We start from the raw sequence: 18,801 nt of genomic DNA on the forward strand, positions 1-18,801 counted from the left end.
GGCAACCTCGAATGAAGACGGACGGCACCGGCCCCTGCCGCCAGGCGGGCGGCAGGGGCCGGCGGTTCAGGTTGCCAGGTTCGCCGGCACGCCGCCAGGCACATCGGGCGCCAGGCGCTGCCGCAGGATCGCGCAGACCTCCTCCGCCGCCGTCACCACCAGGCCGTGGCCGCCGGCCAGGGTCTCCAGCTCGTAGCGGCTGGCGTGCCGCCGCCAGCCGTCGATGGCCGCCCTGGAGACGCCCGGGTCCTGCTCGCCGAGGATCGCGGTGATCGGTATGGCCAGCGGCTCGCGCGGGCGGTAGCGATAGTCGGCGGCCAGGCGCGAATCGGCGCGCAGGGTGGCCAGGCTGATCTCGCGCAGCTCCGGGTCGTCGAGCACTTCCAGCGGCAGCACGTCGTACTCGCGCAGGGTTCGCAGCAACTCGGCGTCGCCCATCGCATGGAAGCGCGGGTATTCCAGGTCCGGCCCCGGAGCGCGGCTGCTGATCACGAACAACTGCCTGGCGCGCAGGCCGTGCAGGCTTTCCAGGCGTGCCGCCAGTTCGTAGGCGAGCATGCCACCGAGGCTGGCGCCGACCAGGGCGAACGGACGGTCGAGCAATGGCAGGAGCGCGTCGTCGATGGCACAGAGCATGGCCTCTACATCGGTGACGAATGGCTCGTCCTGGCGTTCCTGGCGCCCCGGATACTGGATCGCCAGCAGCTCCACGTCCGCCGGCAGGCGCGCGTCCCAACCACGGAAAGTGCCGGCGTTGCCGCCCGCGGGCGGCAGCGCGATCAGGCGCAGGCGCGGCTGCGCGCTCCCGCTGCGCTGCAACCACAGGGCCCGGGCGCGCTCGGTGGCGGGCGGCAACGGCGGCGCGTCGGCGGCATGGCAGCGGCGCACCATTTCGCGGGCATCCGGATCGCCCTGCAACAGCCCCAGGCTCAGTTGCCTGCCGGTCAGCCGGCGCAATTCGGCGATCGCCTGCACGCCCAGCAGCGAATGCCCGCCGGCACTGGCGAAGCCCTGGTCGGCCGCCAGCGGCCGGCCGAGCACCCGGGACAACACCTTGAGCACCCGCCGCAGCTCCACGCTGTCCTCGGCCTGGGCCGCCGCGGGCGGCTGCGCCGGGTCCTCGAGCAGCGCCAGCAACGCCTCGCGGTAGGCGTCGGCCAGCGCCTCGGCGCGCTCGGCGGGGAAACGTCCGGCGGCGTACTGGAAGCCCACCTCGAGGCGCTCGCCGGCCACCTCGAAGTCCACCGCCAGCGGCACGTCGACGTCCACCACCACCTGGTCGAGGATGCCGCCGTGCCTTACTCCCGCCGTCGGCGCGGCGTCGTCCTGGTGGAAGTCGACGAAGTTGAACAGGCTGTCCAGGCGCAACTCGCGGTTGCGCCTGCGAATCGCCGCCAGCGGATGGCGCCGATGCTCCAGGCTCGCGCGCTCGTAGTCGAATGCGCGACGGGCGCTGTCGAGCAGATCGACGGAAGCCGACAGCCGGCACGGCAGGGTATTCAGGAACAGGCCGAGCAGGCGGTCCGCTCCCGGCTCCTCGGGGCGCCCGTGGCTGACGAAGCCGCTGACCACTTCGTCGGCATCGCTGAAGCGGCACAACGCCCGGCCATGCGCCGCCAGCAGCAACGAACGCAAGGGCAGGCCGCTGCGTTCGGCCAGGGCGCGCAAGCGCGGCAGGCTGTCGGCCGGCACGTCCACGCGGACCGCCGCCATGCGCCGGGGCCCCTCCTCCGCCAGGCCGGGCAACGGCCGGTAACGGGCGCCGGCCAGGTAGTCGAGCCAGAACAGCGCCGAGCCGGCGTTGGCCTCGGCCTCGCGCTCCAGCGCCACGTAGTCGCGGAAACCTACCGCGGGCGCTTCCGCTTCCCGCGCGACGACACCGGCGAGGAGGTCGGCGTAGACCGCCAGCAGCTCGTCCACCAGGCTTTGCAGGCTCCAGCCGTCCAGCACGCTATGGTGTTCGGCGACGCCCAGGGCGAAGCGCCGCTCGTCCAGCGCCAGCGCGGCGAGGCGCACCAGCGGTGGGCGGCTCCAGTCGAACGGGGTGGCCTGCTCTTCCTCGATCCAGGCACGCAGGCGCAGGCGCCGGGCTTCCTCATCGAGGCCGCGCAGGTCTTGCACCGGCACTTCGGCGGCGACCGCCGTGGCCGGGTGGACCCATTGCAAGGGCGCCTGGCCGCCGTGCAGGTCGAAGCCGGTACGCAGGATCGCGTGGCGGCCGATCAGGATCGCCCAGGCGCGCGCCAGCAACTCGCCGTCCAGGCGTCCATGCACCTCGTGCAGGACGACGTTGTGCAACAGCCGTGGATCGCCGCTGGCCTCGCTTTGCAGGAGCATGCCCTGTTGCAGGCTGGTCATCGGATAGGCGTCGTCGAGCCCCTCCGGCAGGCGCTTGCGTTCCGCCGCCGACAACAGGGCGAACGGCTCCAGCGTCTGCGGCGCCGAGGTCCCGAGCGCATCCGCCGGGCTCGCCGGAGCGGCCAGCAGGCGCGCCAGTTCGCGGATGCTCTGGTGGTTGAACACGTCGCGCAGGGTAAAGGCAAGCCCGGCCTGGCGCGCCATGACCTGCATCTGGATCAGGCGGATGGAGTCGCCGCCGACCTGGAAGAAGTTGTCGCTGACGCCGATCGCCGGGCGTTTCAGCACGCTCTTCCAGATATCCAGGAGGGCCGCCTCGGTGGCATTGGCCGGCGCTTCCAGGGGCTGCGCGGCCGCCTCGGCGGCCAGCGCCGCCAACAGCGCGCGACGGTCGAGCTTGCCTTCGGCGGTCAGCGGCAGGCGTTCGACCCGGGCGATCCGGCTCGGCAGCATGTAGGCCGGCAGGCGCGCCTCGAGGAAGCCACGCAGGGCCTGCTCGCTCAGCTCGCCGCCAAGGGCCGCGGCGGGGCGCGGCGCGAGCGCACGCCAGTCGATGCGCTCGGCCAGCGACTCGGCATAGCCCGGGCGCACCGCGTAGCAGTTGTAACGGTCGGTACCCTCCAGCAGCGCGTCCTGACGGATGCTCACCTCGAAGCCATGGCGGCGCAGCAGGTCGCTCAAGGCATCGGCGCGGCCGGCGGTGGCACCGTCGCGCTTGTCATGGACCTCCAGGACGATCTGCCGGACCTTGGCCAGCGCCGCATCGTCGAGACCGAGCAGCACATCCATTTCCGCGCGCTGCACGTCGATCTTCAGCAGGTCGATACGCTCCAGGCCCAGTTCGCCGATCACCTGGTCGAGGCGGCGCAGGCGGCAGCGGTGGGCTTCGGCGCGCAGGCGGTCATCGAGGATTTCGTCGATGTTGTCCAGCAGCAGGTTGGCCCCGCCCTCCTCGCCCTGGTTGCTCAGGTAGCGTCGGATGACGTCGCGTTCGCCGCTGGCGTCGGCGTACTCGGCGATCCCGGAGAAGGTCGAGTAGCCCGGATAGTAGGTGAAGGTTTCCTCGCGCTCGGCGTCGGACAGGCCGATGCCGAATACCTCGACCTGCGGTGCGTAGCGTCCGAGGTTGGCCTCCAGGCGCCGGCGGATCGGCGCCAGCGGCTCGAAGGCGACCACTCGCGCGCGCGGCGCGCGGCTGGCGATGTACAACGAGAACAGGCCGATGTTGGCACCGACGTCGAGGACCACCGCGTCCGGCGGCAGGACGATGCCGTCGCGGCTGTAGACCTCGTCGACGAAGATTTCCTGGTAGACGTACTCGGTTTCGTTGAGGTTCAGTCCGGCGACCCGGTGCCCGCTGGGCAGGTCGACTTCCAGCCAGGACTCGTCCGCGGTCTCCCCGGCGGCGGTGACGAAGGCGACGATCCGGCGATCCGCGCCCGGTTCGGCCGCATCGGCCTCGTCGGTGAGTACCGCCGCCTCGCCCACTGCCGGGTGTTCCAGCAACGCGCTGCGGATCTCGCCCAGTTCGATGCGGTAGCCGTTGATCTTCACCTGTTCGTCGATCCGCCCGAGGAACTCCAGGCAACCGTCGGCGCGCCAGCGCACCAGGTCGCCGCTGCGGTACAGGCGGCCGCTGCCCGGCCAGCCCTCCTCGAGGAAGCGCCCGGCCGCCTCGCCGGCGTCGCCGGCATAGCCGCGCGCCACCCCGGCGCCGCCGATCCACAGTTCGCCGCTGGCGCCACGGGTCTTGCGACGACCGAGGCCATCGACCACATGCAGTTCGACGTTGGCCAGGGCGCGGCCGATGGTCGGCCGCGCATGCTCGGCGACCCGCGTCAGGCTGGCGTTCACCGTGGCTTCGGTAGGACCGTAGAGATTGAACACCTGGCAGCGGCGCCAGCCGGCGGCGACCTCCCAGGACGCTTCGTCGAAGCGCTCGCCCCCTACCAGGATGCGCCCGGGCAGCGCCGGGTGGGCATCGTCGAGGCCGGCCTGGAGCAGCAGGCGGAACAGCGACGGGGTGCAGTCGAGCACGTCGATGCGCCGTTCTTCGAGGAACCCCAGCATCCGCTGCGGATCGCTGCGCACCTCCTGCGGCACCAGGACCAGGCAATGGCCGGAGAGCAACTGGAGAATCTGCTTGATCGAGGAATCGAAGGAGAACGGCGCGTTGACCGTCACCCGCAGGCCCTCGCCCACCACGTTCGCGTATACCGTGCGCGCCAGGGCCTGGGACAGGTTGAGCGCGCTGGCGTGCTCGACCACCACGCCTTTGGGCTGACCGCTGGTGCCCGAGGTGAAGATCATGTAGGCCGCATCGCGCCCGCCCGGCGCCGGCAGGCTCATGCCGCTGCCGGCAAGCGGCAGCGTCGACAGGTCCAGGCAGGCCCCGGCGAAGGCCTCGCGGGCGCGCCCGGCGCACTCGGCATCGGCAAGGGCGAAGACGATCCCGCCCGCTTCGCGCATCCGCTCCACCCGCGCCGCCGGAAACTCCGGATTGACCGGGGTGTACACCGCCGCCGCGCGCATCACCCCGAGCAGGGCGACGATCGCCTCGCGGTTGCGCCCGGTCATCACCGCCACCGCCTGGCCGGGCCGCACGCCGGCAGCCAGCAGCGCTTCGGCGACCGCTTCGCTGCGCGCGCGCAGCGTGGCGAAATCCAGGCTGCCGTGGGCATCCAGCAACGCCGGCGCCTGCGGCTGCAGGGCGGCGCGCAGATCGAACGCGGCCACCAGGGATTCCACCGGCGCGGGCTCCACGCGCTCGCCCTGCCAGGCCTGGTAGCGCTCGCGCTCGGCCGCGCCGATCAACGGCAGCCCGGCCAGTGGCAGTTGCCTCTCGGCGGCGATGCTTTCCAGGCATTCGACCCAGGCGTCGAGCAAGCGCCCGGCCAGCGTTCCGTCATGGTCGCGGCGGACCCGCAGGCTGGCCAGCCGGCCTTCGCCGTGGGGCAGCACCTGCAACTCGAGGAACCCGCCCAGCGGCGGCTGCCGGCAATCCAGCTCGGCCACCCCGGCGCCATCCAGTTCGCCCGCCAGCCAGGCGAAGCCCAACTCGGCGAGCGGCCAGTCGGGGGCAAAGGGATCGCGCAGGGCCGCCGCCTCCTCCTGGGCGAGGATCGCCGCCTGGAGCGCGTCGAGCCGCTCGCCGACGCTGCCCGCGCGGACATTCTCCAGGCACAGCGGCGCGACCCCGGCGAACGGTCCGGCCAGCTCGGCGAACTCGTTGAACAGGCGCCCCGAGACCAGTCGCGCCATTTCCAGCGGGAGTCCCTCGTCGCCCTGGAACTGCCCGGCGACCTGGGTCCAGGCCAGCAGGGCGGCCGCCTCCGGCAAGCCGTTGGCGGCCAGGCGTTCGAGCAGCGCGCGCGGCAGCAGGCGCCGCGCCGTCCACTCGCCTTCGCCCAGGTCGTCCGCCAGCGCCAGCGGATTCTCCGCCGCAGCGGCCGCCTGCTCGCGCCAGTAGCCGCTGGCGCTTTCGCCGTCTTCGCCGGCCAGCGCCTCGTTGGCCCATTCGGAGAAATGCTGGAACAGCAGCGCCTCGGCCCCCTCGTCCGCGCTCGCCGGGTCGGCCTGCCCCAGGCCGCGGCGCAGCAGCGCCGCCAGGCTGGCCGCATCGACGACGAACGCCGGCGCCGCCAGCAACAGCCCCTGGAGCGTCTCTCCGGCGGCGTCCAGCAGCAGGCCGAGCGCCAGCACCGGCTGGCCTTCCCCGCCCAGGGGCGCAGCGGCGAGACGTGCGCTTTCGCGCGCGAAGCGCCCGGCCCAGTCGCCGTCTCCCGGCAGGCGCTCGACCAGCAGATCGGCCGCGCGTCCATCCAGTACCTGCACCGGCAGGCTCATGCCCGGCATCGTCCGGTAAGCCACGCGCAGTTGCGCCTCGCCGTCCAGCGCCCGGCGCAGCCGCTCCAGCGTCGCCGCGGGATCGGCCGGGGCGTGCAGGCGCACGCCGACAACGGTATTTTCCGGCCGCTCGGCATGACGGCGCCAGGCGCGGGTCTGCAAGGGGGACAGCGGGAATCCTTCGAGCGCTTCGCTCGCGGCCGGTTGCACAGCGGATTGCAGGTCTTCTGACGCACTCATGGCTATCCCTCGCACGGGTTCAGGGTTGGTGGACATGCAGGTCGGTCATCGCCACCAGCACCTTGCGCTCGCCGGTGTACGGCTCGCGGCCGTGGACGCTGATGAAGTTGTCGAGCATCAGGACATCGCCGCGCTCCCAGGCGAACGCGCGGGTTTCCTCGCGGTAGGCGGCGCGGATGGTGTCCAGCACCTCCGCCTCGATCGGGCTGCCGTCACCGTAGTAGGCGTTGCGCGGCAGGCCCTGTTCGCCGACCTCGTCGAGCAAGGCCCGGGCCAGGGCCGGCGGCATGTTGGAGACATGGAACATGTGCGCGTGGTTGAACCACAGCGGCTCGCCGCTGAGCGGGTGGCGCACCATCGCCTGGCGCACCTGGCGGGTATTCAGGCGCTGGTCGTCGAGCCAGGTCCATTGGGTACCGGTCTGCCGGCAGTAGGCCTCGACCTCGGCGCGGCTGTCGGTCTGGAAGCCTTCCTGCCAGGTCAGGTCGATCTCCGGCCCGTAGTTGCGCACGTAGCACACCCCATGGCGGAGGAAGCGCTGCCTGATCGCCTCGGGTATCCGGGCGCTGACCCGGCGCTCGTCGGCCAGGGGCGTGCGGCCCTGGGTGGCGGGCGGCGTCTGGCAGTAGAAGTGGATGTAGCTCGGCCAGTTGTGCGAGTAGGACATTTCGTGGTGCGGCGGAATCCAGCCATCCGGCGAGAACTCGGTGGAAGTGAACACCCGGTGCGCCACTTCCTGACGCGCCGCCGCGCGCTCCAGGTAGTCGAGCATGTTCGGCGAAAAGCCTTGCACGGCCTGGGAGAAGCCCTCCGCGCCGGCCACCGCGAAGCCACGGAACAGGATGCCGCCGTGCCGCAGCAGGCTGTCGCGCAGCCCTGCGCCGGCGGCGGCGATCCATTGCCGCAGGTCCATGCCCGGCTGGCGCGCACGGACGATGCGCAGGTAGCCGTTGGCCGGGTCGAGCAGGCTCTCCTCCACCAGGTCGCCGGCCGAGAGCTGCCGGGGGCGCAGGCGCGGCGCGCTGAACGAGGCGCTCATGCGGCACCTCCGAGCGCCAGGCGCGAAGGTGTCGGCGGGACATCGGCGGAGGCCAGGCCGGAATACGGCGTGGACATGATGGTGAGGATCCGGCGCGGCCCGCGGAACGGCTCGCGGCCGTGCTGGGCGAGCATGTTGTCAAGGATCAGCACGTCGCCCACGCGCCAGTCGAAGCGCCGCGTCTCGCGGTCTATGGCGCTGCGGATGGTCGCCAGGGTCTGCGCCTCGATCGGGCTGCCATCGCCGTAGTAGGTCTGGTACGGCAGGTCTTCCTCGGCGACGCTGCGCAACAGCGCATCGCGCAGGCCCGGCTCGAGACTGCTGGCATGGAAGAACATGCCGTGGTTGAACCACAGGCGCTCGCCGGTATGCGGGTGGCGCTGGAACGCCGCGCGCCTCTGCCAGGTGCGCAGGTGCTCGTCGCCGATCCAGGCATGGGCGATCCGGTGCTCAGCGCAGAACGCCTCGACCTCGGTGCGGCTGTCGGTCTGGAACGCTTCGCGCCAGGACAGGCCGAGGCCAGCGCGGTAGTTGCGCACGTAGAGGATGCCCAGGCGCTCGAAGCGCTCCAGCAATTCGTCCGGCAGGTGGCGGAGCACCAACCGGTTGGCCGCCACCGGGGTGGCGCCGCCTTCGAGCGGCGCGACCTGGCAATGGAACATGATGTACAGCGGCCAGTCGGCGGTATAGGACTGCTCGTTATGCAGGAAGATCGGCTGGTCCAGCGGATGCTCGGTGGAGGTGTAGACCTCGCCGCTGACCTGGCTACGCGGCGAGGAACGCTCCTTGTAGTCGAGCAGTTGCGGAGCGAAGGCGGCGGCGGCGGAGCGGAAGCGCTCTGCCGAGTCGACCTCGAAGCCTCTCAGCAACAGGCCGCCAGCCAGGTTCAGGTCGTCGTGCAGGGACTGGCCCTGCTCGCGGATCCAGTCGGCCAGGGACAGGCCGGGAGCCTGCGCCTCGATCAGCAGCGGCAGGCCGTCGCGCTCCGCCGCCGGGCGCCGCACCAGCGCCTCGCTGCTGCGCGGGGTGAGATTGCGCGGCCGGGCGAAGCCGCGACCGGTGAGACTGGGAGCTGTTCGTTCCATCGCTGTTCTCCGTGGGGGACTCGAGTCGTCAGGAAGCGTTGCAGCCCTCCGGCGACATGCGCTTCGAGGTAGGTTCGCCGGCGTTCGACAGCAGGCGCCGCTCCCAGGCCTGGTGCAGGCGCTCGATGCGGTGCAGGTCGAAGATCGCGCTGGCCCCGGTCCAGACCGCCAGCCAGCCCTGCGGCTGGTCTTCCAGCCAGAGCGTCAGGTCCAGGCGCGCGCCGGGCACCGGGATGAAGTCGGCTTCGACGCGCACCCCGGCATCCACCGCCGGGGCCGCCCGACCGTTGTGCGCGCCGCAGGCGATGCGGATCGGCAGGCCGCTGGCGCCGCGCTGGCGCAGGGCCTGGGTCACGCATTCGAGGGGCACGTCCTGGTGTTCGAGCAGTTCCAGCAGGTCATGGCCGACCTGGCGCAGGCGCCACTCCGCGGACTGCCCCGGACGCAGGCCGACCGCCAGCGGCAGGAGGTTGACGAAGCAGCCGACCAGCCCCTGCATTTCCAGGCGCGAACGCCCGGCCAGAGCCACGCCGACGAGCAGGTCGTCGACGCCCAGTTCGGCGCCGAGCACTTCGGCGAAGGCTTGCAGCGCAGCGCTGAACGGGCTTACCGAGGCGCGTTCGGCCAGCGTCCGGCAGGCGGCATGGGCGGCGGCGGAAACCGGCAGGGCAAGGCGCTGGCCGGCGCGCCCGCCGCGCTCCTCCCGGCGCGCCGCCGCGGCGCCGGGAGCCTTCGCCAGCGGCAACAGACGCTCCGCCCAGCGCTCGGCGACGCGCTCCAGGCGGCCCGAGGCCAACGCCGCGCGCTCGCGGGCGGCGACCTGTTCCGGCGTGCTGGCGAGCGCGGCCAGGCGGCCGCCATCGAGCAGCGCCTTCAGCTCCGCAGCGAAGACCGCCAGCGACACATCGTCGAAGGCGTAGTGATGGACGCTGAGCAGGAGGTCGGCGCGCGCGCTGTCGCGGGTGACGACCAGCAGCAGGCGCGCCGGCGCCTCGTGGGCGAGGTCGAAGACTCGCGCGCCCTCACGGCGCACGCCATCCTCCAGCAGCCGCTCGGCGTGGGCGGCGTCGCTCGCCAGCAGGCGTTGCAGGGGCACCGCATGCGCCGCCAGCGCATGCGGCTGCGGCCCGTCGACGCCCGTTTCGACACGCCGGCGCAGCGCCACATGCCGTTCCAGCAACTGGCGCAAGGCCTGTTCGATGGCGTCGGCCGTGGCGCCGACTATGCGCAGGTGGGCCAGCAGGTTGTAGGAGGTGTCCTCCGGCGCCAGTTGCTGGGCCACCCACAGGCGCCGTTCGGCGAGGCTCAGCCCGGCGGCGCCGGCGCTCGGCTCCGGCTCGTCGCCCTCGGGCGCGGCCTGGCGCAGCAATTCCAGCAGGGCCTCGGGGGTCGCCGGGCCACCGGCGAACGCCTGCAACGGTACGCGGCGGGACAGTCGCTGGCGCAACGTCGCGAGCAGGTGCACCGCCCGCAGGGAATCGCCGCCGGCGGCGTAGAAACCCTGCCCGGCGCGCGGCGGCGCGCCAAGCTGCGCCTGCCAGGCCTGGTGCAGCGCCTGTTCCAGCGGATCGCCGGGCAGCGCCTGCGGCTCGGCGTCGGTCGCCTGGGGACGCGGCAGGGCCTTGCGGTCGATCTTGCCGTTGAGCGTCTTGGGCAGCTCCGTCAGGACCACGAACGCCGACGGCAACATGTAGTGCGGCAGGCTTTGCCCAAGGTGCTCGTTCAGCGCCTGGAGCGGCGGGGCGAACGGCGCCGCCAGGTAGCCGACCAGCCGACGCAGGCCGGCGCTGTCCTCGGTGAGCATGGCGCAGGCTTCGCTCACCCCGGGAAAACTCGCCAGGCACGAGGCGATCTCGCCCAGCTCGATGCGGAAGCCGTTGAACTTGACCTGGTCGTCGAGCCGGCCGAGGTGTTCCAGCACGCCGTCCTCGCGCATGCGTACGCGGTCGCCGGTGCGATAGCGGCGCTCGCCGCTGCCCGGATCGACGCGGAAACGCTCGGCGGTCTGCTCCGGCTTGCCGAAATAGCCACGCGCCAGGCCGATGCCGCCGAGGTACAGCTCCCCGGCCACACCCAGCGGCAGCGGCGCCTCGAAGCCGTCGAGCACCTCCACCGTGGTACCGGGCAGCGGTCGGCCGATGGGCGGCTCGTCGAGCGCTTCGGCGTGCAGGTCCAGTTCGTGCACCGTCGAATAGGTGGTGTCCTCGGTCGGCCCGTAGAGATTGACCAGGCGCCGTACCTGGGGTTGGCCACGAATCTGTCGCACCAGGTGGCCGCGCAGCGGTTCGCCGGCCAGGTTCAGCGTGCGCACCCCGCCCGGCAGGTCGCCGAGGGCGAGCAGCGCGGCGCACACCGAGGGCACGGTATTGAGCAGACTGATCTCGTCGCGGCGCGGGTAGTCCGGCAGGCTGAACAGGTTTTCCACCAAGTGCAGCGTACCGCCTTCGGCCAGGGTGCCGAACAGCTCGTAGACCGACAGGTCGAAACACACCGAGGTCGCCGCCAGTACCCCGCTCCATTCTTCGGCGGCATAGTGCTGGCCGGCCCAGCGCAGGAAGGCATGGGCACTGCCGTGCTCGATGGCGACGCCCTTGGGGCGTCCGGTGGATCCGGAGGTATAGATGATGTAGGCGAGGTGCTCGGCGCCGACCTCGCTCGCGGGCAGCGCCAGGTCGTTCGCCTGGTCGCCGCCCTCCTCCAGCGCCAGGCATGGCCGGCCCAGCGCGGCGACCCGCTCGCGGGTGCTCGCGTCGACCAGCACCAGCAGGCAGTCGGCGTCGTCGAGCATGTAGGCCACCCGTTCCTCCGGGTAGGCCGGGTCCAGCGGGACGTAGCAACCGCCGGCGCGGAGCACGCCGAGCAGGCCGACCAGCAGGCCGCTGTCGCGCCGCAGGCAGACCCCGACCCGCTGCTCCGGAGCCACCCCGGCGGCGCGCAGGCGCGCGGCGAGCGCGGCGCTTTCGCGCTCCAGCTCGGCATAGCTGAGGCTGCGGTCGGCGGCGTGCACGGCGATGCGCTGCGGCGTGCGCCGCGCCTGGGCCTCGAACAGATGGTGGAGTACGCCGCGCGGCGGCGCGGCCTGGGGCTCGCTGCGCAGGGCCTGCAAACGGCGCTCTTCGTCGGCGTCCAGCCAGGGCAGCCGGCCGACGCAGGCCTGGGCGTCGACCAGGCCGCGCGCCAGGCGCGCGAGATGGCCGGCGATGCGCCGCAATCCGTCGTACTGGGGATCGCGCAGAGCCAGGCCGACGCTGCCGTCCGCCGCCAGCACCAGGGCCAGCCAGCCGGGGCTGCTCGCCGTCGGCCGCGCCGCCAGCACCTGGACCGCGCAGCGCCCGGCCAGGGCGGCGCGCTCCTGGCCCTCGGCGGAGAGCTGCCGCCGGGCATCGTCGAGTTCTTCCGCCAGCCGCGCGCTACGTTCGGCGGACGACTCCAGCGCCCGGTAGGCGGAACGTAGCAGCGCGGGCGCCTGCCGCCCGCGCACCGTGATCGGCTCGGGAAAACCCAGGGTGATCTCTTCGTTGCCGTAGCGTCCCAGCAGTACCAGGAACGCCGCCAGCCAGTGCGCCGCCGGGAACGCTTGCGCGGCCGCCTCCGGCTCGAACCATTGCCAGGCGCAATGCGGGTCGCGCAAGGCGATCCGCCCCGGCAGTTCCAACCCCAGCGGGGCGCCTTGCAGGTAGCGTCGCTCCTGCGCAACCTCCGGGCGCGCTGCGCGTCCCGCGGTCAGCGCCTTGCCCGACGAAAAGCTGCGTAACGGTAAGCCATGTCGCTCCTGCATCGCTCTCCCCCTTCCGAGGCTGGGCACCGAGCGAAAAACTCTTCACGAAATGGCGACGAGTTACGAGCTAATACAACTGATAGGGTGGTGACAGGTCAGGCCGAATGATTTTCCGCCAGGATCGGGTACAGCGACGCGACCAACAGCAGCGCCATCCCTACGTTGAACACCCGCAGCCAGCGCGGATCGCGCAGCACGTTGCGCAGCATGCTGCCGAAACCGGCCCAGATTCCGATGGTCGGCGCGTTGATCAGGGCGAAGACCGTCGAGATCACCACCACGTTGGTGAAGTAGCCCTGCAACGGGGTGTAGGTGCTGATGGCGCCGACCGCCATCACCCAGGCCTTCGGGTTGACCCACTGGAACGCCGCCGCGCCCCAGTAGCTCAACGGCTTGCCACGTCCCTCCGGGTCGTTGCCGGCCGGGCCGGAGGTGGCGATCTTCCAGGCCAGGTACAGCAGGTAGGCCGCGCCGACGTAGCGCAGGATGGTGTACAGCACCGGATAGGCCTCGAACACCGTGCCCAGGCCGAAGCCCACCGCCATCACCATGATGAAGAAGCCGCAACTGATCCCGAGGATGTGCGGGATGGAGCGGACGAAACCGAAGTTGACCCCCGAGGCCAGCAACATGGTGTTGTTCGGACCGGGCGTGACGGAGGTGACGAAGGCGAACAGGGAGAACGCCAGCAGCAGATCCACGGAGAGCGACATTCGTTCCATCCTTTGAAGTGGGTGCGGGCAAGACGTTACTCCGCTTTGCCGCCGCGCCAGCGCAACAGTTGCCGAGAAAGTTGCCGTAACACTCCACCCGTCCGCCGCCCTAGCGTTGCACTCCCCAGCGCTTCACCGTGAGGCGCTCGATGCTGCCGAACACCAGGTTCTCCACCAGCAGGCCGATCAGCACCACCACGGCCAGGCCGGCGAATACCTTGTCGGTGTACAGCTCGTTGCGGTTCTGGAAAATGTACCAGCCGAGCCCGCCCTTGCCGCTGCTCGCGCCGAACACCAGTTCCGCGGCGATCAGCGTGCGCCAGGCGAAGGCCCAGCCGATCTTCAGCCCGGCGAGAATCGACGGCAGCGCCGCCGGCACCAGGATCAGCAGGACGAAGCGCAGGCCACGCAGGCCGTAGTTGCGCCCGGCCATACGCAGGGTCTCCGAGACACCGAGGAAACCGGCATAGGTGTTCAGCGCCAGCGCCCAGAGCACCGAATGCACCAGCACGAAGATCAGGCTGTTCTGGCCCAGGCCGAACCAGAGCAGCGCCAGCGGCAGCAGCGCGATCGCCGGCAGCGGGTTGAACATCGCCGTGAGGGTGCCGAGCAGGTCGCGGCCCAACTGCGTGGAGACCGCCAGGCTGGTCAGAACGAAGGCCAGGACGATCCCCAGCAGGTAGCCCTTGAACAGCACCAGCAGGGAGATCCCCGCCTTGGCCGGCAGTTCGCCGCTGGCCAGGCCCTCGCCGAGGGCCCTGGCCGTCTGCAGGAAGCCTGGCAGCAGCAGGTCGTTGCCCTGGACCCGCGCCGCCAGCTCCCAGGCCAGCGCCAGCAGCGCCAGGATCAGCCCCTTGCGCAGCCAGCCCTGTTGCCAGAGACGCTGGCCCAGGGGCAGGCGCCGCTCCAGGGGGACCTCCAGCAGGGGTTCGAGCTGGATTTCGTATTCTTCGCGGACGCGCGTGACTCGACTCATCGATCGGTTCCTCTGCTCAGTGGGCCAGCCGGATATCGGCGAAGTCGAGCGTCTCGGCCGCCGTCGGTTCGCCGCCCTCGTCGAACAGCAAGCGGGGGATGCGTCGCGCCGCGGCTTGCAGCGGCTCGCCGCCAAGGCTGTGCAGCCCGAACGGGTGGCCATGCACTTCGGCCCGGACCCGCCCCGGGTGCGGCGAGAGCAGCAGGATGCGGTTGCCCACCACCAACGCCTCCTCGATGGAATGGGTGACGAACAGCAGGGTGAAACGCACCTCTTCCCACAGGCGCAGCAGTTCTTCCTGCATCTTTCGCCGGGTCAGCGCGTCCAGCGCGGCGAACGGCTCGTCCATCAGCAGGATCTTCGGCTGCATCGCCAGCGCCCGGGCGATCGCCACCCGCGCCTTCATGCCCCCGGACAGCGTGTGCGGGTAGGCCTCGGCGAAGCCCGCCAGGCCGACCTTCTCGAGGCATTCGTCGGCGCGTCGCTCGGCCTCGTCGCGCGCCACCTGGCCGGACACCCGCAAGGGAAACAGCACGTTCTGCCGTACGGTCTTCCATGGCGGCAACTGGTCGAACTCCTGGAACACCACGATACGGTCGGGTCCGGGCGCCCTGATCGCCTGTCCCTGAAGGCGGATCTCGCCCTCGCTGGGCGGGATGAAGCCAGCCACCGCCTTGAGCAGAGTCGACTTGCCGCAGCCGGACGGGCCGAGCAGGACGAAGCGATCGGCCGGGTCGACTTCGAAGCTGACCCGCTGGGTGGCCCGCACCACGCGCGAGCGGGTGCGGTATTCGAGGCTGACTCCGTCCACCGCCAGCAGGGCGTCGGCGGGGAGCGTGGAGGGTTGGCGGGAGGCGGCGTTCATCGGCGTCTCAACTCCCCTGCAACGGCGCGCCGTCCTGGAAGAAATAGTCCTGCCAGGAGGCCGGCTTGTTGCGGATCGCACCGACCCGGTAGAGGAACTCCGCCAGCGGATAGGTGTTCTTCGGCGTGACGCTGAACTCCACCTGCGGATTGGCGATGATCTTCAGCAGCGCGGCGCGATCGATCTTCGCCCCGGTCACCCGGATATAGGTGTCGGCGGCCGCCGCCTTGTCGTTCTGGGCGAAGGCCGCCGCTTCCTTCAGCGCCTCGACGAAGGCCCGGTAGGTCTTCGGGTTGTCCTGGCGGAACTTCTCCGTGGCGAACAGCACGGTCGGCGAGTTCGGCCCCAGCAGCTCGTAGCTGTCGAGCACCACGTGGACCTTCGGGTTGGCCAGCGCCTGGTCCTGGAACGGCGGGTTGGAGAAATGCCCGGTCAGCTCGGTGCCGCCGGCCACCAGCGCGGCGGTGGCGTCCGGGTGCGGCAGCGCCACGGTGTACTTGTCGAGGCGGTCGAACTGCTTGTCGCCCCACTGCTTCGCCGCGGCGTACTGGAGGAAGCGCGACTGTACCGAAACCCCTACCGCCGGCACGGCGATGCGATCCCCGGCGCCGAAGTCGGCGATGCTCCTGACCCGCGGGTCGTTGCTCAGCAGGTAGTAGGGGAAGTTGCCCAGCGAGGCCACCGCCTTGACGTTCTGGCGCCCGCGGGTACGGTCCCAGATGGTCAGCAGCGGACCGACGCCGGCACCGGCGATATCGATCGCCCCGGACAGCAGCGCATCGTTGACCGCCGCGCCGCCGGACAGTTGGGTCCAGTCGACCTTGATTTGCAGGCCCTCGGCCTGGCCGTGCTTTTCGATCAGACGCTGGTCGCGGACCACGTTGAGCAGCAGGTAGACGATGCCGAACTGCTCGGCGATGCGGATCTCGCCCTCGGCCTGCGCCGGCCGGCTGGCCAGCAGCGTGGTGGCGAGGCTCAGGCCCAGGCCGAGCGCGGCGACCAGGCGGGTGAAACGGGGAATGCGGTTCATGGAAACGCTCCTGGCGAAAAGGGGGAAGCGCGCGCCGTCGTCAGAACGGCGCGTCGCCCTGGATGGTGGTGCGGTAGAGCTTGCGCCGCAGGTGGGCCGGGCAACCGCCAGCGAGATGGATCAGCGAGCGGTTGTCCCAGAACACCAGGTCATGCGCCTGCCAGCGATGCCGGTAGATGTGCTCGGGGCGCACGCTGTGCGCATACAGCTCGGCGAGCAGTTGGGCGCTCTCGTCGGCCGGCAGGCCGACGATGCGGGTGGTGAAACCTTCGCTGACGAACAGCGCCTTGCGCCCGCTTTCCGGGTGGGTGCGCACGATCGGATGGACCACTTCGCGCACCTCGGCGAGCTGGGCGGCGCTCAGGGTCGGCCGCCAGTTACCCTCGAAGCGCGGTTCGCTGTAGCGGGCGGTATAGGAATGCGCCGCCGTGCGTCCCTCGATCGCCTTGCGCAGGGCCTCCGGCAGGCTGTCCCAGGCCTTGTGCATGTCGGCGAACAGAGTATCGCCGCCCTCCTCCGGCAGCTCCTGGGCATGCAGCATCGAGCCGAGGCTCGGCAGCTCCTTATAGGAAAGGTCGGAGTGCCAGAACTTGCCGGCATCGCCGAGACCGACGGGCTGGCCGTTCTCGACGATGTTGGAAACGATGAGGATCTCCGGATGCCCTGGGAGCAGGAACTGCTTCAGCACATGGATCTGCAACTCACCGAAGCGCCGGCTGAAGGCGATCTGCTGCGCCGGGGTGATGCGCTGCTCGCGGAACACCAGCACATGGTGGTCCAGGTGCGCCCGATGGATACGGCGGAAGTCCTCGGCGGCCAGGGGCAACCCGAGGTCGAGGCCGAGCACCTCGGCGCCGAACGCGGCATCGAGGGCACGGATCTGCAAGGGAACGTCGGCGCGCGCTGGCGCCGGAAGGGAAACGGACATCGCTGACTCCCACGCAAGCCCGGACACGCCGGGCACGAGATACCGCGCGAGGCGGCATGGATTCGGTGCGGCGCGCCGATTGGTCGGCAGGTACGCGAGAGTCTTTAATTTATTGGAATAAGAAAATTAATTTAAATACCTTTAAAGAATATAAATATGCTGCTCGGTACGGTTCGGCGTTCCTTGTAAGCACAAAAATGAATTAATAAATAAAAACTTAGTATTTATGGCTCTAAGCGGCGAAGGGATAGTCTGGCTGCCATCGAACCCGCCGCCCGAGGAATGCCTCATGGACCGCACCGACAACGTCATCGATTTCGCCCGCTACCGCTCGCGCCGCCAGGCACGCCGCCTGGGCGAAATGATGTGGGCGGTGTACGCCTGGCGGGCCGGCTACGCCGTGCCGCAACCGCCAGCCAGGCACGACGAGCGCAGCCGCCGGGCCTGACCGATGAACCTGCCCGCCAGCGATGGCGTCGCCCACCTGGAACTGGCCGCCGGCGTGCATACCGAGCCCGATGATCTGATTGGCCAGCGCGTCGCCCACAACCTGCTGCGCCTGCGCGGCAAGCGCAATCTCTCGCTGGACGCCCTGGCGCGGATTTCCGGCGTCAGCCGGGCGATGCTGGCGCAGATCGAGTCCGGGCGCAGCGTGCCGTCGATCAAGGTGCTGTGCAAGATCGCCCAGGGCCTCAAGGTGTCGGTGGCAGCCTTCCTCGACGATCGCGCCTTCGCCGGCGTCGCCGTGCTGCCGGCGCAACAGAGCAAGCGCCTGGTCAGCGCCGACGGCGCCTTCACCAGCCGCGCGCTGTTCCCCTTCGATGTGGCGCGCCAGGTGGAGTTCTACGAACTGCGCCTGCGCGGCCTCGGCCAGGAAGACGCCGAAGCCCACGCCCCCGGCACCCAGGAGAACCTGGTGGTGGCGCAAGGGGTAGTGGAAGTGCGGGTCAACGAAGAGCGCTTCCTGCTCGCCACCGGCGACTCGATCCTGTTCTACGCCGACCAGCCGCACAGCTACCGCAATCCCGCCGATAGCGAAGCGCTGGCGTACCTGGTGATGACCTACCCGGAGCGCCTGGACTGACCCCCGGCCTTGCTGCCATGGACGAAGAAAGGCCCGCCCGGTCATCCCGGGCGGGCCTTTTCCATCCGGCGACGGATCAGCAGGTGCAGCACATCATCGGCATGCCGTTGCAACTCATCATCATCGGCATGCCGCACTCCATCATCTTCGCCATCAGCATGCAGCAATTCTTGAACATCTCCATGTCCATGCCCTGCATCGGCATCATCCTGCAATGCAGGGCGTCGCCCTGCATGGAGCACTCCATCATGCACTTCATCGGAGCCATGCCCATCATCGGCATGCCCATCCCCATGCCCATCGTCGGCATCATCGCCATGCAGGCCTGGGACATGCCCATCATCGCCAGGTTGCCGCACTGCATCATCATGGGCATGCCGCAGTTCATCATCATCGCCATCATCTCGGCGCTGTTGCGGAACTGGCCCATGTCCATGCCCATCGCCGGCATCATCTTGCACAGCATGCCGTCGTCCATCGTTTCGCACTGCATGCTCGCCATCATCATCGGCATGCCCATCATGGGCATCATCGGCATGGCGGCATTCATGTTCATCGGCATCTGCATGGCATTCATCATGGCGGTAACTCCTGTAGGCGAAGCGGGGGTAAGTGCGACTGGGGCCGATTCTAGGCAGCGCCGGCGCACCGGCAAGATGCCGGTGCAACAGCCGCGCCGGGCGCTGCATGGCGGCTACCGGCGAGGCAGCGAAGGCGTTCGGCGCAATGACAGCGGATTCCGCTGCATGACGGAGGAGAGCATCGTCGCGACAGGTATTTCGACGCGATGGATATTCGAATCGGGCCTATCCAAATAACCCAAGTGAATAAACGTTCTAAGACCCGTCGCGTTTTTTGC

Annotated in this window: 13 protein-coding genes; 3 read left to right on the plus strand and 10 right to left on the minus strand. The window is 70.2% G+C overall.

Features of this window, described 5'->3' with window-relative positions:
- Positions 1 to 66 precede the first annotated feature (66 nt).
- From FOC67_RS12055 to FOC67_RS12095, 9 genes are all read right to left on the minus strand, one after another.
- Positions 67 to 6,444, minus strand: coding sequence for a non-ribosomal peptide synthetase (locus FOC67_RS12055; RefSeq protein WP_174707732.1), 6,378 nt, complete (start codon positions 6,442 to 6,444; stop codon positions 67 to 69).
- A gap of 19 nt (positions 6,445 to 6,463) precedes the next feature.
- Positions 6,464 to 7,483 (minus strand): TauD/TfdA family dioxygenase, encoded by a 1,020-nt coding sequence (locus FOC67_RS12060; protein ID WP_003112192.1) that lies wholly within the window; start codon positions 7,481 to 7,483, stop codon positions 6,464 to 6,466.
- Positions 7,480 to 8,568, minus strand: coding sequence for a TauD/TfdA family dioxygenase (locus tag FOC67_RS12065; protein ID WP_009316094.1), 1,089 nt, complete (start codon positions 8,566 to 8,568; stop codon positions 7,480 to 7,482). The genes FOC67_RS12060 and FOC67_RS12065 overlap by 4 nt, the downstream gene beginning before the upstream one ends.
- Positions 8,569 to 8,596: 28 nt before the next feature.
- Positions 8,597 to 12,346, minus strand: a complete 3,750-nt coding sequence (locus FOC67_RS12070; RefSeq protein ID WP_174707733.1) for a non-ribosomal peptide synthetase — start codon at positions 12,344 to 12,346, stop codon at positions 8,597 to 8,599.
- 95 nt (positions 12,347 to 12,441) lie between these two features.
- Entirely contained in the window at positions 12,442 to 13,059 is a 618-nt protein-coding gene (locus FOC67_RS12075; protein ID WP_003089383.1) for a LysE family translocator, read from the minus strand.
- A gap of 109 nt (positions 13,060 to 13,168) precedes the next feature.
- Entirely contained in the window at positions 13,169 to 14,035 is an 867-nt protein-coding gene (locus FOC67_RS12080) for an ABC transporter permease (RefSeq protein ID WP_003089385.1), read from the minus strand.
- A gap of 16 nt (positions 14,036 to 14,051) precedes the next feature.
- Entirely contained in the window at positions 14,052 to 14,900 is an 849-nt protein-coding gene (locus FOC67_RS12085) for an ABC transporter ATP-binding protein (RefSeq protein ID WP_009316098.1), read from the minus strand.
- Between the two features lie 7 nt (positions 14,901 to 14,907).
- The gene (locus FOC67_RS12090) at positions 14,908 to 15,930 is read right to left on the minus strand and encodes an ABC transporter substrate-binding protein (protein WP_003089389.1); all 1,023 of its coding nucleotides are present in this window, start codon (positions 15,928 to 15,930) and stop codon (positions 14,908 to 14,910) included.
- A gap of 40 nt (positions 15,931 to 15,970) precedes the next feature.
- Entirely contained in the window at positions 15,971 to 16,858 is an 888-nt protein-coding gene (locus FOC67_RS12095; protein WP_003144063.1) for a TauD/TfdA family dioxygenase, read from the minus strand.
- Between the two features lie 289 nt (positions 16,859 to 17,147).
- On the opposite strand from FOC67_RS12095, the gene FOC67_RS12100 reads away from it, so the two are divergent.
- Positions 17,148 to 17,306, plus strand: coding sequence for a hypothetical protein (locus FOC67_RS12100; RefSeq protein ID WP_003089396.1), 159 nt, complete (start codon positions 17,148 to 17,150; stop codon positions 17,304 to 17,306).
- 54 nt (positions 17,307 to 17,360) lie between these two features.
- On the plus strand, positions 17,361 to 17,942 hold the full coding sequence (locus FOC67_RS12105) for a helix-turn-helix domain-containing protein (RefSeq protein ID WP_073665517.1): 582 nt from the start codon (positions 17,361 to 17,363) through the stop codon (positions 17,940 to 17,942).
- Between the two features lie 76 nt (positions 17,943 to 18,018).
- Here FOC67_RS12105 and FOC67_RS12110 read toward each other — a convergent pair whose 3' ends face one another.
- Entirely contained in the window at positions 18,019 to 18,522 is a 504-nt protein-coding gene (locus FOC67_RS12110) for a hypothetical protein (RefSeq protein WP_003089400.1), read from the minus strand.
- Here FOC67_RS12110 and FOC67_RS12115 point away from each other — a divergent pair.
- Positions 18,434 to 18,760, plus strand: coding sequence for a hypothetical protein (locus FOC67_RS12115; RefSeq protein ID WP_162471440.1), 327 nt, complete (start codon positions 18,434 to 18,436; stop codon positions 18,758 to 18,760). The two genes, FOC67_RS12110 and FOC67_RS12115, sit on opposite strands and share 89 nt — an antisense overlap.
- Positions 18,761 to 18,801 lie beyond the last annotated feature (41 nt).

The organism is Pseudomonas sp. FDAARGOS_761 (genome assembly GCF_013343155.1).
GTDB lineage: Bacteria > Pseudomonadota > Gammaproteobacteria > Pseudomonadales > Pseudomonadaceae > Pseudomonas > Pseudomonas aeruginosa.